19 protein-coding genes are annotated in these 16,348 nt (G+C 34.1%); 13 read left to right on the top strand and 6 right to left on the bottom strand.

Going from position 1 to position 16,348, the window contains the following annotated elements; genetic code table 11:
* Positions 1–116 precede the first annotated feature (116 nt).
* The 7 genes from GMB29_RS22215 (at position 117) to GMB29_RS22185 (ending at position 5,981) form a co-directional block, all read left to right on the top strand.
* The gene (locus GMB29_RS22215) at positions 117–797 is read left to right on the top strand and encodes a response regulator transcription factor (protein WP_136357418.1); all 681 of its coding nucleotides are present in this window, start codon (positions 117–119) and stop codon (positions 795–797) included.
* Positions 745–2,238, top strand: coding sequence for a HAMP domain-containing sensor histidine kinase (locus GMB29_RS22210; RefSeq protein WP_168733939.1), 1,494 nt, complete (start codon positions 745–747; stop codon positions 2,236–2,238). Before GMB29_RS22215 ends, GMB29_RS22210 begins: the two co-directional genes overlap by 53 nt.
* Before the next feature lie 298 nt (positions 2,239–2,536).
* Positions 2,537–3,247 (top strand): TerC family protein, encoded by a 711-nt coding sequence (locus GMB29_RS22205; protein WP_136357416.1) that lies wholly within the window; start codon positions 2,537–2,539, stop codon positions 3,245–3,247.
* 219 nt (positions 3,248–3,466) lie between these two features.
* Positions 3,467–3,886 (top strand): BlaI/MecI/CopY family transcriptional regulator, encoded by a 420-nt coding sequence (locus GMB29_RS22200; protein ID WP_136357415.1) that lies wholly within the window; start codon positions 3,467–3,469, stop codon positions 3,884–3,886.
* On the top strand, positions 3,886–4,734 hold the full coding sequence (locus GMB29_RS22195) for a M56 family metallopeptidase (protein WP_136357414.1): 849 nt from the start codon (positions 3,886–3,888) through the stop codon (positions 4,732–4,734). Before GMB29_RS22200 ends, GMB29_RS22195 begins: the two co-directional genes overlap by 1 nt.
* 173 nt (positions 4,735–4,907) lie before the next feature.
* Positions 4,908–5,582: a DsbA family protein gene (locus GMB29_RS22190; RefSeq protein WP_227551407.1), complete on the top strand. Its 675-nt coding sequence runs from the start codon at positions 4,908–4,910 to the stop codon at positions 5,580–5,582.
* 3 nt (positions 5,583–5,585) lie between these two features.
* Positions 5,586–5,981: a disulfide oxidoreductase gene (locus tag GMB29_RS22185; protein ID WP_136357410.1), complete on the top strand. Its 396-nt coding sequence runs from the start codon at positions 5,586–5,588 to the stop codon at positions 5,979–5,981.
* Between the two features lie 168 nt (positions 5,982–6,149).
* Here GMB29_RS22185 and GMB29_RS22180 read toward each other — a convergent pair whose 3' ends face one another.
* From GMB29_RS22180 to GMB29_RS22170, 3 genes are all read right to left on the bottom strand, one after another.
* Positions 6,150–6,242, bottom strand: a complete 93-nt coding sequence (locus GMB29_RS22180; RefSeq protein WP_136357408.1) for a YjcZ family sporulation protein — start codon at positions 6,240–6,242, stop codon at positions 6,150–6,152.
* A 236-nt stretch (positions 6,243–6,478) separates the two neighbouring features.
* Entirely contained in the window at positions 6,479–6,664 is a 186-nt protein-coding gene (locus GMB29_RS22175; protein ID WP_136357406.1) for a hypothetical protein, read from the bottom strand.
* A 266-nt stretch (positions 6,665–6,930) separates the two neighbouring features.
* A complete protein-coding gene (locus GMB29_RS22170) occupies positions 6,931–8,109 on the bottom strand; it encodes a glucose-1-phosphate adenylyltransferase (RefSeq protein WP_136357404.1) in 1,179 nt (392 codons plus the stop codon).
* A gap of 445 nt (positions 8,110–8,554) precedes the next feature.
* Between GMB29_RS22170 and GMB29_RS22165 the strand changes: the two genes are divergently transcribed.
* Both GMB29_RS22165 and GMB29_RS22160 read left to right on the top strand, forming a co-directional pair.
* Positions 8,555–8,755: a methionine aminopeptidase gene (locus GMB29_RS22165; RefSeq protein WP_136357402.1), complete on the top strand. Its 201-nt coding sequence runs from the start codon at positions 8,555–8,557 to the stop codon at positions 8,753–8,755.
* Between the two features lie 118 nt (positions 8,756–8,873).
* Positions 8,874–9,158: a hypothetical protein gene (locus GMB29_RS22160; protein ID WP_136357401.1), complete on the top strand. Its 285-nt coding sequence runs from the start codon at positions 8,874–8,876 to the stop codon at positions 9,156–9,158.
* A 60-nt stretch (positions 9,159–9,218) separates the two neighbouring features.
* Here the strand turns inward: GMB29_RS22160 and GMB29_RS22155 are convergent, their stop codons facing one another.
* Positions 9,219–10,301, bottom strand: a complete 1,083-nt coding sequence (locus tag GMB29_RS22155) for a PQQ-dependent sugar dehydrogenase (RefSeq protein ID WP_136357399.1) — start codon at positions 10,299–10,301, stop codon at positions 9,219–9,221.
* A 271-nt stretch (positions 10,302–10,572) separates the two neighbouring features.
* Positions 10,573–10,902, bottom strand: a complete 330-nt coding sequence (locus GMB29_RS22150; RefSeq protein WP_136357397.1) for an MGMT family protein — start codon at positions 10,900–10,902, stop codon at positions 10,573–10,575.
* A gap of 241 nt (positions 10,903–11,143) precedes the next feature.
* On the opposite strand from GMB29_RS22150, the gene GMB29_RS22145 reads away from it, so the two are divergent.
* The 4 genes from GMB29_RS22145 (at position 11,144) to GMB29_RS22130 (ending at position 14,188) form a co-directional block, all read left to right on the top strand.
* Positions 11,144–11,770, top strand: coding sequence for a metal-dependent hydrolase (locus GMB29_RS22145; protein ID WP_136357448.1), 627 nt, complete (start codon positions 11,144–11,146; stop codon positions 11,768–11,770).
* Between the two features lie 74 nt (positions 11,771–11,844).
* Positions 11,845–12,741: a LysR family transcriptional regulator gene (locus GMB29_RS22140; RefSeq protein WP_136357395.1), complete on the top strand. Its 897-nt coding sequence runs from the start codon at positions 11,845–11,847 to the stop codon at positions 12,739–12,741.
* Between the two features lie 235 nt (positions 12,742–12,976).
* Positions 12,977–13,585 (top strand): chromate transporter, encoded by a 609-nt coding sequence (locus GMB29_RS22135; RefSeq protein WP_136357393.1) that lies wholly within the window; start codon positions 12,977–12,979, stop codon positions 13,583–13,585.
* Positions 13,586–13,648: 63 nt separating this feature from the next.
* Positions 13,649–14,188, top strand: coding sequence for a chromate transporter (locus tag GMB29_RS22130; protein WP_227551406.1), 540 nt, complete (start codon positions 13,649–13,651; stop codon positions 14,186–14,188).
* A gap of 120 nt (positions 14,189–14,308) precedes the next feature.
* Here the strand turns inward: GMB29_RS22130 and GMB29_RS22125 are convergent, their stop codons facing one another.
* A complete protein-coding gene (locus GMB29_RS22125) occupies positions 14,309–16,051 on the bottom strand; it encodes a helix-turn-helix domain-containing protein (protein ID WP_227551405.1) in 1,743 nt (580 codons plus the stop codon).
* Between the last annotated feature and the right edge of the window lie 297 nt (positions 16,052–16,348).

The raw sequence follows: 16,348 nt of genomic DNA, 5'->3' as shown, positions 1-16,348 counted from the left end.
TTATTAGTGTTAGCTTTCCACTACTATTCTTTCATTCAAATGAAATGTATCCATTTTAACATAAGCGGAGTTTTGACTAAAATTAAGTTATAATCTAAAGAAAAAGGAAAAAGGCAATGAAATCAATTTTAGTTGTAGAAGATGAAATCGCCATTTCAATGGTACTTGGTGCATATTTAGAAAAAGAGGGATATGTCGTTCACTATGCATACAATGGTGTCGAAGCATTACAAAAAAATGAAGAAGTAAACCCTGCACTTATTTTATTAGATATTATGATGCCCATGCTTGATGGCTGGGCAGTTTTAGAAAAAATTCGTGAGAAAAGCTCTTGTCCGGTCATTATGATTACAGCCCTGTCAGATATGAATCAAAAATTACAAGGCTTTGACGGCGGTGCAGATGATTATATAACGAAGCCATTTGCAGCGGAAGAAGTACTAGCAAGAGTTAGTGCAGTATTAAGACGATCTCCCCAGCTGGAAGAAACAGAAAAAGTAAAGCTTTATGGAACACTTAAAATTAATTTTCTTTCACACCAGGTTTTCATAAATGGCATTGAGATTCAATTGACACCAAGAGATTTATCCTTGTTTTTATTTTTAGCAGGGCATCCGAATCAAACCTTTACACGTGAGCGATTAATTGAAAATGTATGGGGCTATGATTATGAAGGAAGCGATAGAGCGGTCGATCTTGCAATAAAACGAATTCGTAAATTACTAAGCGGGTGGGATGCATCATATGGAGAGATTAAGACGCTTCGCGGATTGGGTTACCAATTCTATATTCAATAAAAAGAAATCAAAAACCCCACTATTATATTATTGGACAAGGCGGTATTTAATCACATTAATCATCGGTTTGATCTTAATTGCCGTTGTATCGATCTTTTGGATTAGACATAACACGATCGAAAGTAAATTACAATTAACAAAGTTATTTGCTCAAGAACTGTCTGATCGATCGGTTGATGAAACAGGCAAGATTATTATAAGTCCTCGGCTTCCTTTTATTTTAGAGGAAAGGGAGAAATTTCTTAATAGTAGAGAGCCGTTAAATTATTATATAAAAACGAATGAAGGGGATATCCTATCACCTGGACCAGGGAAAATGGGTCCTGGAAAACAAGAGCAACAACATTTGGAGCTCATCCAATTGATGAAAATCCCTAAAGAATTAACCGTAGAGAAAATATCTTCAGCAGACAATCGAACTGAGTTTGCAATCATATCACCTATCGTTTTTGAAGAAGATACAATTGGGGCTGTCATCATCATTCAACCAATTTCAGCTTTAACAAATATAAATCCAGAAGAATATCAGTTACTAGGCTTGCTTCTAGGAGGTTTAGCTATTTTAGGGTGGTTTGTGATCTATTCTTTATCAAGGAAATTAGCTAGACCAGTCGAACAAGTAGCAGATGCAGCTGGTGAGCTAATGAGAGGGAATTATGAGATTGAGTTAAACGAAGATGTTCAAGAAAAAGAACTGCATCAACTAGTCGTTTCGTTTAATGAGATGGCGAAGCGTCTTAAACAGCTTGAAGCATTAAGGACTGAATTATTAGCAGGTGTAACACATGAATTGAAAACACCGATTACATCAGTAAGCGCGCTGATTCAAGCTGTTAACGATAATGTTGTTACAGATGAGCGAAAAAAAGAATTTCTCCAAATGTCGTTAAAAGAAGCGAAAAGATTGCAAAGCATGGTAGAGGATTTATTAGATTTTAATAGCTTTAGTGCAGGATCCATTAAAGTCATGAAAGAAAAAATTGAAATGTGCCAAGTAGTAAAAGAAATCGTTTATCAATGGGAGATTGTACATCAGCCCTTATTGGAAAACGTGAATATAACCTTTACTACTCACGAAGATCATTTTTTAGCAATAGGTGATCATGTAAGAGTCCAACAAATTTTAGTAAACTTATTAAACAATAGTCTTCATGCTGTAAAAGGAAGAGAACTAGGAAAAATTTCAGTGGATTTATTTAGGAATGGCCAATTTATTTGTCTGGAAGTAAAGGATAATGGATATGGTATACCTAAACAGGAACAACCCTTTATTTTTGAACGGTTTTATCGCGGTGAAAACAAAAAGTATGTTGAAAGAGGCCTTGGCTTAGGACTACCATTTAGTTTGCTTTTAGCAAAATCACTAGGTGGAAATCTAAGCTTGAAGGAAAGTTCGACGGAACAGACAATTTTGTCATTTCAATTGTTAAGCACAAGCTAAAAAAGATTACAAAAAATACGATAAGTAATAAAAAGTAAAAAGTAATAGACACCAGCCCATTTCTTGCAGTATAATTAATACTATCGAAGAGAACGAACCCAAAAGTAACTACCACCGTAAAGGGGAGTAGCGTCAGGATAATCCTGAAACAAAGTCGTCATTCCATGAGCTTTTAGTTCATCGGCTTTGTTGGCACTTAGCTGTGCTTAGCGAGACCTTTGCCATATGGCAAAGGTCTCTTTGTTTTTGGGTAAAAGAATGTAAGAGTAATATAATTTGGTTTTTAGGAGGTAACAACATGGATATGGAATTTCTCTCTGCACTTTTTGCAATTATTATGATTGATTTAGTTTTAGCTGGAGATAACGCCATCCTAATTGGTCTTGCGGCAAGAAAATTGCCAAAGCAACAGCAAAAGAAAGTTATTTTATGGGGGTCACTAGGAGCCATTGTGATTCGAATAGTCGCGACACTTGCAGTCGTTTGGTTATTAGAAGTACCTGGTCTCCATTTAGTCGGTGGTCTTCTATTGGTGATCATTGCCTACAAACTACTTGTTGATGAAGATGACCATGGTGATGTGCAAGCGGCTGATAACTTCTGGGGAGCTATTCGTACAGTTCTAATCGCTGACGCATTAATGGGACTCGATAATGTGTTAGCTGTTGCGGGTGCGTCACACGGAAATATGCTTTTAGTTGTACTTGGATTAATCATTTCTGTTCCAGTTGTGATGTGGGGTAGTACAATTATTCTTAAATGGATTGAGCGTTTCCCAGTTATTGTTACAATCGGTGCAGCGATCCTAGCATGGACAGCATCAAAAATGATTGTAGGGGAAGGCTTCTTAAGTGGAATTTTTGCTAATGGCTTCGTAAAATATGGTTTTGAGATCTTAGTTATTCTTGCAGTTATTGGCTTAGGAAAATATAAGCAAGCGAAAAATGCAAAAAGAAAAGCAGCAAAAAGCAGCGAGGAAGCAGCTATAGCAAAGGCTGAATCTAATTAAGTAATTTGAATTGAAATGAGAGACGACCAACCAATGGGATCAAAATTGGAAGGTCGTCTTTTTCTTTATGTAGGAAACGAAATGTCATAAACTTTGAATAAGCGTAATGTAATTAATACCAGTATCACTGTCTAAAAGGACTTGGATATGTAAGTGTCATCAATTCACAATTGATGAAAAATTGTTTTTCCACTACAATATGTAATGGAAGGTGAAAAAATGAATATAAACAAATTTCGTTTTGATCAAGTAGGATTAAATCGCTTTTTTGGCCCTTTAGAGGCTAAAATTATGGATATTATTTGGACTAATTCTGAAATGAGTATTAAAGAAGTAAAACAACAGCTCGAAAAAGAAAAACCAACAAATTTTAATACAGTTATGACAGTGATGAATCGTCTTGTTGACAAGAAAATACTTGAAAAAAGAGTTGAAGGCAGAATGTCACAATTTAAACCTGTTCAGTCAAAAGAAGAATTTATTGATGAACAGTCAAAAAAGCTGACAGAAAATCTGTTAGATGAATTCGGCGGGCTTGTTGTCAATCATATGCTTGATTCCTTACAAGATGTCGATCAAAGTTTACTTGAACGATTAGAACAAAAAATTGAACAATTAAAAAAAGGAAAAAGTGAATAATGTGGAGATATAAATCACTCTTCGTTTTAGGATTAGGTCTATTGTTTGCGTTAATTCTAAGCGTCCAAATGGGGATGTATGTGATGAATCACTTATTTGGAACGATTATATCCTTAAATATTTTCCAACTTTGTATTAGCTTATTTCATGGAAATACATTTGTATACCATGCTGTGTTAATAGCAGTAAATACCTTTATAGCTTATACCATTTTTATGATTGTTAAAAAGGTTATACAACAAATTTTTGGTATATACAAAGTAAATAAAAGAATATCGATTGAAAAAAACATTCAACTTACTGAAAAAATAAATGGCACATATAATCGGAAACAAAATGATATTACGATTATCGATAGTACTGAGCCAATTGCATTTACTATGGGATTCTTTAAGCCAAAAATCGTGCTATCTAGTGCTTTAATTACAATGCTGGATAAAGCTGAATTAGAGGCTGTGATCTATCATGAAACTGCCCATCAAAAGTATTATGACCCACTCATGTTACTTGTTTTACAAATCATTTCGGAAGTGATGTGGTATATCCCACTCACGAGATGGTCTTATGAGAATTATAAAATTATGATTGAATTAGTTGCAGATGAATATGCCATTAAGAGGATGGGTTCTGAGCTTGGACTTGGTAGTGCACTCCTTAAACTAATTAAAACACGTTTAAGCGGAAGGGGTACATCTGCCCTTGTACCTTTTGCAAATGGAACGGTAGACTTCCGAATAAAGCAACTAATTAATCCAGAACCAACTATTCCGGTAAAAATGCAGACGAAATCAGTCTTCATATCGATTAATATGATCATGATTTTGATGACTTTGTTGGTTGTTGTGTAAATGACTTAATAAAAAATAAACACTTTTTGCTGACCTTTTTATTCTTGACCGATATGTATATATGCACTACAATTTGTTGTGTATATATACATAGATAGCTAGATAGATATTTTTTTGGATTTCAACACTACAACGTGTAGTGTAAATTATGTTAAGAAGGTGTAAGCATGTCAATGAGAAAGAAAAAATCAAATAAGCAATCTCCAAAATTTATCTTTTGGATCGTCGGAATTCTTGCAATTTGTCTAGGTGGACTACTTTTCATTTCAAATTCGACATCAAAAGTTGAAGCATTTGATTATGAATATCAACCATTTTTAGGGGAGGATACAGCTCCAGTCCAAATCGTTGAATTCGGTGATTATAAATGTCCAATTTGCAAAAATTTTAATGAGACACTTTTTCCGCAAATAGAAAAGGATTTTATTGATACTGGAAAAGCATCGTTTTATTTTATGAATTATTCTTTTATCAATGTTGATTCAGCACGTTCCGCTAAATTTGCTGAAGCTGTTTATAAAGAGTTAGGTAATAAAGCATTCTGGGAATTCCATAAGCTTCTTTATGAAAGACAACCTGACGACATAAAATATGAAAAAATGGATGTTTTTACAGAGGATTTTCTTGAGGAGACATTAAAAGAAATCGTTTCTGAAGAGGATGCTCAAAAGGTTGTTAAATCATTTAATAACAATGAAGCTGACTCGGCATGGAAATCTGATATGAATACGGCAGAAAGGATAGGAGTGGCAGGGACACCAACAATTTATGTCAACGGGGAAGTATTTGAAGGGAATAGTTATGAAGATCTTAAAGAAGTGGTAGAAAAAGCTATAGCCGGTGAGTAATCAATGAATAAACCATTATTATTCACGTGGATCGTGTCTTTGATCGCTACATTAGGGAGTTTATTTTTTAGTGAAATTTTAAACTTTATCCCATGTACCCTCTGTTGGTATCAACGAATTCTCATGTATCCATTAACACTCATACTTGGTATAGCCTTTTATCATGGAGATCGTACAGTTTATAAATACGTGTTACCTATATCATTGGTTGGAATGGTCATTTCTTGCTATCATTATTGTCTACAAAAAATACCAGTTTTACAAAAGTTCGAAATGTGTACAAGCGGGATTCCATGCTCTGGAGAGTATATAAACTTATTAGGCTTTATCACGATCCCATTTCTAGCGTTCATTGCTTTTACTGTTATTACATTAATGATGATCATCATTCGTAAGTAGTAAGATAACCTTTAAATGGAGAGGGAAAAAAGGAATCTATTCAATAGGTTCCTTTTTTCCCTTTTAGAAAAGAATATAATGGGAGTGCGAGGGTATTAGCAGCTCCCTTTAGACTGGATGAAATACTGTGAATAATGAGGGTACTTTAACGAAGGGAATTTTACGAGATTAGTAGTTGAAGAAAGAAGCACCTACAATAATTAACAAGATAAATAAAACAACGATTAATGCGAAGGAGTTGTTTCCGTGTCTATTGCTCATAACATTCACCTCCCTAATCAGAGATAATACATCTTATGAAATGGAAGCTGTTTTTGTATAATACAAGCATGGAGTTTATAAAAATAGGCGGTCTAATAGGCAATGAAAAAAAGAGTCAATAATAGACTCTTTGATTGTGGAGATATTTTGTCTTCAAATAACGTTAAAAGTCCGAAAAATCATCAGTAGGGAATCGACTCACTATTAATGGAGTCTCGCGCTTCAAAATGAAATAGTTATGAACGCTGAATCCCATTATTAGAGAAATTTTTAATCATTTTTTGTAAATTTCTATGACCCTCACGTAATTTAATTGTTTCTTCTATGATTTTTTGGAAGCCTTCCAAGTCCTTATCAGATGCATTTAAAACAGATTTTGGAATACCTTCAACTAGTTGTTGTAAGGTCATATCTTCTCTCACGAACAACGACCACCTTTCTTTCCTGATTTTGATGGACTGTATTATGTCCTCTTTAATATTTTTCGTACGTAATGATGTTTTCCTGCATGTAGCAGTGAAAATTTATCTACAATTCTCATCAGAGAGTTTTAAAAAATGAAAAGAAAAGTGATAATTTAACAAAAATCGGCAAGTTTCATAGGTGATTTTTGATAAATCTAAATAATAAAAAACACCAGAAACGAAATAACGTCCTGGTGTAAGCTTTAAAATTAGACTGATAATTATTATATAACTTGATAGACAAAATTATTTTGTTGTAAATTTTCGCTAACTAAAGTAATTTCATTTGCCGGAGTTTTTGAAGTAATGCTAACTCCATCTCCAATCGTCACACCCGGGGCAACGACTGCCTTTTCAATGATGACATTATCTCCAATCACAGCTCCTGGCAAAATGACTGAATCCTTAATGATTGACCCATTTCCAATTTTAACTCCGCTAAAAAGGACTGATTTTTCAACAGTACCATATATTTCGCAGCCTTCACTGATAAGGGATTGTGTCACTTTTGCATTTGAATCAAGGTATTGGGGAGGGTGAGTTTGTTCCACTGTGTAAATTCCCCACTCTTTATCATTTAGAAGAATATTGGTTTCCTTTTTTAGTAAATCCATATTAGCTTCCCAATAACTGCTAATCGTTCCAACATCTTTCCAATAACCATTAAATCTATATGCAAATAGTTTAAGGTTATCTTGCAGCATCGTAGGGATGATATCTTTGCCAAAATCTTTTGTAGAGAATGGATTTTGTTGATCTTGTTCTAAGTATGCTTTTAGCGTTTTCCATTTAAAAATGTAAATTCCCATAGATGCTAAATTAGATGAAGGGTTTTTTGGTTTTTCTTCAAAGTCAACAATTCGATCATTATATTCATCCGTTTTTAATAGGCCAAATCTGCTTGCTTCCTTCCAAGGAACTTCAATCACAGAAATGGTAGCATCAGCATTCGTATCGATATGGTGTTGAAGCATTTTATTGTAATCCATTTTATAAATATGATCGCCAGAAATAACGAGTACATGTTCAGGGGCATATTGTTCGATGATATGCATGTTTTGATAAATTGCATGTGCAGTTCCTTCATACCAACGTTCTCCATTTTCACACTGGTATGGAGGAAGAATGCTTATACCGCCATCTCTTCTGTTTAAATCCCAATCTTTTCCGTCACTGATATAACTTTGTAAAATATGAGGTTGATATTGTGTTAATACACCTACTGTATCGATTCCAGAATTTCTGCAATTACTTAGTGTGAAATCAATAATGCGATATTTTCCTCCAAAGGGAACTGCGGGTTTAGCTAAATTCTCTGTTAGATTTTTTAATCTTGTTCCTCTTCCTCCGGCCAAGAGCATTGCGATACATTGCTTTTTCAATATTGTCCCTCCTGAAATCATTTTCTATTAGGTATATGTAAAATTTTTATAAGCGGTCTTCTTCCCATAGCTTATAAAAATACTCTAATTCTTCCTCATTGATTAAAGTTTGCTTATGATCTTCTTCTAGACTTTCTACATAAGTGACATCCTTCACCTAAAAATCCTCCTCTGGTTGTCTTTAAATTAATAATTAACAGGTTTTATGTTAACAAATATAACCCATTTTAATAAATGAAAATAATACGCCTAATTTAGATGAGACTCGACAAAAATAAATCATTTAAGGAGGATTATTACCTGTTTTATAAATATAATTGTTGAAATAAAAGAGAAAATTTAAAACTTTGTCGAAATTTTTTTGTGAAAATAAGTGTGTGTACATGTGAAAAAATGAAACTTGCTTAATCACCTTGTCCTTGATAACTGAATAGAATGGATTAAAACAATTCTTAGGGGGATATAGGTGAAATTTTTTAGGTTTTTTACTAACTGGTATAAAGCAAAGCAGGAAAAACACATGAATAAAATGAAGATACAAGGTAAATGCCCAGTATGCCGTGGTAATGGATTTGCTTCCATTTCAAGTCCTTATCTAGGAAACATTGTTGAATGTTATTATTGTAAAGGTACTGGTTTATATGCCGAATGGGAAAAAAATAAATAATGTTTATTTCCTCTAACAAAAGGTTAGAGGCTTATTTTTTTAGAAAGGCATACATACTAATTCACAAAAAGGGGATGATAAGCTATGACTTATATAAAACTTTGGAAGGGGAATGAATATGAACAAAAAATGGTTTCTTATGATTACAAGTATCTTTTTTGCAGCAATCGTATCTGCTGGTTGTAATGCAGAACCAGATCCAGCACCAGAGGAAGATCAAAATCAAAATCAAAATGTAGAAGAAAATATGGAAAACTTAGATGAAAATGTAGAAGAAAATGTACCTGGTGTAGATGAGAATGATACAATGAATAAAGATGACGAAAAAGATGCAGATCCAGATCCAGAAGATGTGATTGAAGATGCTGAAGACATAGGTGATAAAGATAATAAAGATGAATAAATGGACTTAACAATAAAACCCTTAGTTCTTTGAAAATGAACTAAGGGTTTTAAATCTTTCTTAAAGATCAATCTTTAGTAATTTATCATCATCTTTCCTTGGTTGGCCGCGACCATCACGATTGTTTGTTATGGTAAAGAGTCTTGAATCCTCGATATACACATCACGCATTCTGCCGCTATTTTCATGAATAATGTCCACTGACCGTGTTGTTAAATCAAAACTACGGATTCTTGAATCTCTTAAGGTTGCAATGTAAAGTTTTCCATTATTATAATCAATACCGGATGGTGCCCAAGTATCTTCACCAGTATGGAAAAGAGGAGATATCATACCTGGTGCTTCTTCATCTCCTTGAATGACAGGCCAGCCATAGTTTTGACCAGGTTTAATCAAATTTATTTCATCATGGGCAGTCTGGCCGTGTTCCGTGCTATATAACCTTCCTTCTTCGTCCCATGCTAATCCTTGTGGATTGCGGTGCCCATATGAATATACATATGAGTTTGGGAAAGGATTGTCTTTGGGGATGGTCCCATCTAAGTTCATACGAAGGATTTTCCCTGCTAAGCTGTTTTTGTTTTGAGCGAGTTCTGAATGTCCTGAATCACCTGTTGTAATATAAAGCATTCCATCCGGGCCGATTCTCATTCTGCCGCCATTATGTATTTGACCTCCGGGAATATCCTCTAAAAGGACGTTCGTTTCCTTCCATGTATCTCCATTCTTTTGTAGCACAACAACTCGATTTTGTGTCATATTTTCTTGTACATACGTATGGTAAGCGATCGCTTGTTGAGTAGAATCGAAGTTAGGCGTCAACACGAATCCGAGCAATCCACCTTCACCTTCGTGAAGGACATCTTTTGTGACAGATAATTGTTGAGTTTTTACTGATCCTGACCCAGCGACTGTTTCAATGATTTGACCATCACGCTGAGTTAAATAAAATGTTTCATCATGTTTTGTAATTGTCCAAGGTATATGTAAGTTAGTAGCTAATACATCTACCGTTGAACTGATTGTTTCAATTGCTTCTTCATCAATTGTATTATTTTTTTGTTCACGGCTATTTTGTGAATCCTCAAGCGAGCAACCTGTTAAGGCTAATAAAAGCAAGAAATATTTTATCCCTTTATACATAACTTGTCTCCTTTGTTAGAGATTATCAGGCAGTAATATCCCGGTTTTAAAAGACTAGGCAGGAGATTAACTGCTTGTAAAAGCCTGAAAAGTCTAGGTAGATGAAGAAAATCCCTCTTATGAACGTATCGCTTAACCTAATTATTGGTATTATTTGTATTAATAGTAGCAACTTTTAAAGGGAAATCAAAGTTTAGTGGAAAAAAATCTTTTAACTGACTAATCGTAATCGTAATCGCTGATATCTTGCTCTTAATTCTACAAGTCACCATTATATCCAATCTTCGGATTCATGTTCTGGATGAAATTGATATAATTTTAGGTCAATAACATGGTTTTTATTGAATACAATCCCTTCATCTTCGAGAAATTGTTTTTGAGCAGAAATGGCTTCATTTTCCTTTAAGCCAATCTCTCCTTTTGAATTAATCACTCTGTGCCAAGGAAGATGATATTTTGCACTCATCGAATGAAGTATTCGGACGACTTGTCTTGCTCCTCTTGGACTGCCGGCCAACCTTGCAATTTGTCCATAAGTCATGACCTTTCCGGGGGGGATATTCTTAATAATATTGATCGTTCTTTCTGTAAAGGAGAGCATAATTATTTCCTCACTTCTAAAACATTTTAATCAAGAAACATGAACGGCATAATGTCATACTAGGAAGCAAATGCATAAGGAATGACAGCATGTAAGATGTCCGATAAGCTTTGGTATATCATAACGATTTATCAACGAAATGTAAAAGGTAGTGCATTTTGAAAAAACACTACCTTTATCCCGCTTATTTTCATGTATACTATAATTTTAATGCAAATTTATAGAGAAATAGGTGGATAAATTGAACGGGACTGCACATGCAACAATCGGAGCTGGAACAGGGTTTGTCGTTGCCCAGACAGTTCACGCTGATCCGACTACAACTTTATTACTTGTAGGATTGGGTGGATTAGCGGGACTGATTCCTGATATTGATATTGATGGGAAACTAAGTAATAAAATTACATTTTCACATACGTTAATTCGATCTGTCGCACAATTAATCGGCTTAATGATGATTGTCTATATTTTTTTTGAAGGAACAGGTAGTGAAAGGTGGTTAGGTATTGGCGCAGGCGTAGCTATCATTGTGATTGCTTCCTATATTAAGCAAAGGCATATGTTAACAATTACCGGTTTAGGTGTGCTGGCGGGAGGTATTTCATTACAAGAAATATGGCTGATTTTATTAGGTATTTATATTATTATTGCTTCCTTTCTCCCTCATCGAAGCTACACTCACTCACTATTAGGAATTGGATTTTTTGCTTTTATTGCTCATTATTTTGAAGCTTCGATTCGAATCGAGGGCATATTTCTAACATGTTTGCTTAGTTATAGTAGTCATTTAATTGCTGATATGAAGGTTTTACCGATTAATAAGCGCGGAGTAAAATTCTTTTTACCTTTTTCTTCGAAGGAATTTTAACATGGACTAAAAAAGTATGAACTTTAGACTAAATGAGAATGTTGGCAGGAAAAATAACCTAAAGTGGTGATGAAATGAAGATTGAAAACCTTGAGGTTTTTTGTCTTGTAGTAGAAGAAGGCAGCATAAATAAAGCTGCAAAGAAAAGATACTTATCACAACCAGCAGTTTCAAAACAAATTCACTTGCTAGAGGAAAACTATGAAACATTATTATTTGAACGCAACAATGGAAAGCTCATCTTAACGGAAAGCGGAAAAGCATTATATCCAATTGCAAAAAAAATAGTCAATGATTATCATCAATCACTTGTTATTGTCAGTCAAATAAAAAATAAAGTGAAATTAGCTTTAAATATCGGTGCATCACTCACAATTGGAGAGTATTTATTGCCAAAGCTATTAGGGGAATTTAAAAAGAACTTTCCACAAATAGAGATTACATTGAAAATAGGAAGTACACCGACCATTCTTGCTCAGCTTGAAAAGGATCAAATACACATTGCATTAGTAGAAGGTGAAGTAAAAGGTGAGAACTTTAAAGTAACGAAATTTGCCCAAGATGAGCCGATGGTCGTTTTCGCTGCAAAACATAAATGGAAAAATAATCGTAATGTGCCATTACGAGATGTTTTAACTGAGAAATTAATATGGAGAGAAGAAAACTCTGGAATTAGAGTGTTAGTGGAGGAAATTCTCAAACAACATAATCTGCTAGATCAACTTCATGTTTATATGGAGTTTGGGAGCACGCAAGCAATAAAGGGTGCTGTTGAAGAGAATTTAGGTATAAGCATTCTATCGAAATTGGCCATTGAAAAAGAACTAAAAGAGGGTTCATTAAAGGCATTGCCAATTGAGGGCATTGATTTTAAAAGAAACCTATGGGTTGTCCAAAAGAAAGATTATATTATCCAGAAATCTGTTAAAGTATTTCGTGATTTTTTATTTCAAAAAACATATTCTACATAATCAGTTTTTAGCTGTCTGTCACCAAATCATTAGGTGAAAGGCAGCTTTTTTTAGATATGTATTCTTATTAAAATAAAATGAAATTGAATATGTTAGCTGTATAGCTATAACGATTCGTTATAGCTTATAACATTATTCGAATTTACCATACCTCCTATTATTGATACATTATTAGTAAGATATTCTTTAAATGATTATTTTCATTTCAAAGATTGTTAGAGAAAGAAGGAGAAGAATGAGTAAGCTATGGAAACGATCCTTCGCAATTTTTTGGTTCTTTTTTAAGCTGAGCCCAGTAACATTCGGGGGCGGTTATGCATTAATACCCGAAATTGAAAAAGAAGTAGTTGATAATAAAAAATGGTTAAAAAGGGAAGATATAACCGATGTTTTCGCATTAGCACAGTCAGTTCCTGGTGCAATAGCTGTTAACACAGCTATTTTCATCGGGTATCGATTTGGTGGAGTAAGAGGTTCAATTGCAGCAATGATAGGTATCTTACTACCTACTTTTACAATCGTATTAATATTGGGTTTTTTATATATGTTTTTTAGGGGTAATTCAGTAGTAGAAGCAGCATTTATGTCGAGTAGAGCTTCGATTGTAGCATTGATTGTTTATGCAGGAATTAAAATAGGCAAAACATCTATTCTTGATTATTCTACCTTTATCGTTTTTGTCATAGCATTACTAATCCTCTTATTTATAAACATTCATCCTCTATTCGTTATATTAGGAGGAATGGTGATTGGAATCATCCTAATGTTAATTAAAGATAAATTGGATAATAGCGGAAAAATGATTTCTGCTAAAGGAGAATGCAAAAAGGATACTGCAATATAAACATGAGTAAGTTGAACTGGGTTATTCAAAGATAAACATGAATAAATGTGGGGGATGATCTTTTTGCTTTTGGATTTGTTCATGACATTCTTTTTAATTGGCTTCATTTCCTTTGGGGGAGGTTATGCAATTATTCCTGTTATTGAGATGGAGACTGTTAATCATGGCTGGATGACAACTCAAGAATTTACAGATATTATTGCGATCGCAGGCATGGCACCAGGGCCAATTGCAACAAATAGTGCAATATTAGTAGGTTATTCTCAGGCGGGAATCCTAGGATCGGTTGTCTCAACATTAGGGATTGTCCTTCCATCCTTCATTCTGATTATCATTATTGCCGTTTTATTTAGTAAATTTTATAAAAATAGGATGGTAGAAGCAGCATTTTATGGTTTACGACCAGTTGTGTTAGGACTTATTTTTTATTCCGCAATCAAGTTTGCCATTTCTAATCATGTAATCAGTCTGAATTTATCGTGGCAATCAATGTTCCTATTCGTTGTATTTGGCTTATCATTATTTGCATTAATCAAATTAAAGTGGCACCCGATGTTTGTGATTCTTTTATCTGGAGGAGTAGGAATCGTTATGTTTTCATAATAACCAATCAATTTGATTCATTTCTAATGGGTATGGTTAATATTCCTACCTTTGAAGGTGTTTCTACTAAATATAAAAACTACCAGTTTGTATTTAATTCAGACGGGTAGTTTATTTATGTCATTTAATAAAGGTTTTATAAAGATAAACAGCGAGCTGAACTTTTAAGTAGTCCTCAAACTGATTGAAATCTAATTCAAGAATTTCCTCCATTTTTTTAATTCGGTTATAGAGAGTGTTTGTGTGAATATGAATTTCTTTAGCGGTTATATTCATTGAGCGGTTATTCTGTACATACGTAATCAGAGTTTCCAGTAGTTCACTATGTTCAGTCCATAACAAGGAGAACGTCTCTTGTAAAAATACTTCAATTTCTTCTGTATGATGGTGTAAAAATAAGCGGCTGATTCCTATATCCCTATAATGAAGAACCCCTTTTTTCTTTTGTTTTTTCAGATAAAGAAGGGCTTTTTCAGCTTTTATGTGATTTTCTTCAGCATGACCTGGGTAGTACTGTCCAGTGGAAATTCCCGATCTGGCAGTAATAGTAAACTGCTGGTTCCACAATTGGATACTACTTTCAATTATTTCTATGAGATATTTTTCATGCTCTGTGTTCATAGATGAAGAAAAAAAGGTAATCTTATTGTTATAGCTAAAAAGAAGTGTGTTTTCAGATGGAATTTTCTTTTTCAGGTGATTAAGCAATAGTAATGCATTATTTTCAAGGGAATGAAGATCGGCGCTTCCATCAAGCTCTATGAGAGCAGTCAAGTGAAAGTAATGGATCTGTATACCTAAATCCGCTGCAGCGATTTCTACCTGCTGAGGTTTTCTTTTTTTTAGAAATTGTTGATAGGCTTCATTTGTTTTCTTATACATGATTTCGGTCTGGGACCGAAGCTTCATCAATTCAAGAGAGAGTATTGGAGCTCCCTGTTCAATAATCAGTTTGTCGAGTTGTGACAGCGGAGAATGACCTTCGACAATTAAACATCCTAAAAAAATAGATCCCGACCTTATCGGATAAATATAGCAAGCTGTTTCAAAAGTATCACAGATCAACACATAAGCAGGCTCAGATTTATTGGTGAAGAGTAGAAAGATGTCATCAAGACTTTTTGCTACATGAGGATTGTATTTAGGCACACATTTGCCCATCAGGTAATCTGCTAAGACAAAACTTTTCTCCATCATTTTATTCATTTCTAAAATAATGGCATTCAGCCCTTTGTTTTGAATCGACAACCTAGTAAGAAGATTGTGAATATCTCCTCTTTTTGCTAACAACCCGTTAACTTCTCTGAGTTTTTCTGATAAATGAGTGACTTCATTTAGGCTTTCCTGTACTTCTTTGTGAAGCTGGGCATTATGTATGGCAATAGCAGCCTGAGCAGCGAAGCTCTGTAAAAGAATAAGGTCTGACTTGCTGAGACCATCTTCTTTCTCAAAGCAATGAAGGGTGATAACGCCTATTTTTTTCGATTGGAATGAGATAGGTATTGATAAAATGGATTTAATATTTCGAGAATTGTGCGCTTGTTCAAGAATAGAAAAATTATCCTTGCTTAAGTCGGTCATATTATCATAAATCTCATTTTTTGTTCCAATCAGACACTCACAGCCCTCTTGATATACCTTACCTGTAATTGACTCACCCACATTTACCTTAAAATGTTTAATAGAGTCGTTAAAACCAACGAAAGATTTTACGATTAATTGATTCGAATGTTCCTCTAATAACTGGATATAGCCGGCATCTGCGTTCTCGGTAATATTAAAGGCAAAATGGATAATTTTATTCAGTACTTCATCTAATTCGAGAGAAGAGCTAATTGCTTTGAAACTTTCAATCAAATTCATCATCACATGATGTGTTTTTTGATTTTCAATGGTTACCTCTTTTTGAATGACCTTTTTATTTTGCATAGTTTCTTCACCTCAGATGTTGATATCAACAATGGTAAGAGCTGAACTTTGTTTGATTCCACATTGTTTATTTATCTGATATTTTATAATATTTAGTAAACATAGAGAAGGGAAAATTGTTTCCTATCATTTTTTTGTAAGCGATTCCACTTTATTTGAGAGGAGAAACGTTAATTTAAACATTGCATTTTGTTGTGGCATGTCTCGTTTTTCGTTGGTTTGTTTTTGGAA

Origin of the sequence: Metabacillus sediminilitoris (genome assembly GCF_009720625.1) — a bacterium.
In the GTDB taxonomy this organism is placed as follows: Bacteria; Bacillota; Bacilli; order Bacillales; family Bacillaceae; genus Metabacillus; species Metabacillus sediminilitoris.
This window is presented reverse-complemented; position numbering and strand designations above follow the sequence as displayed.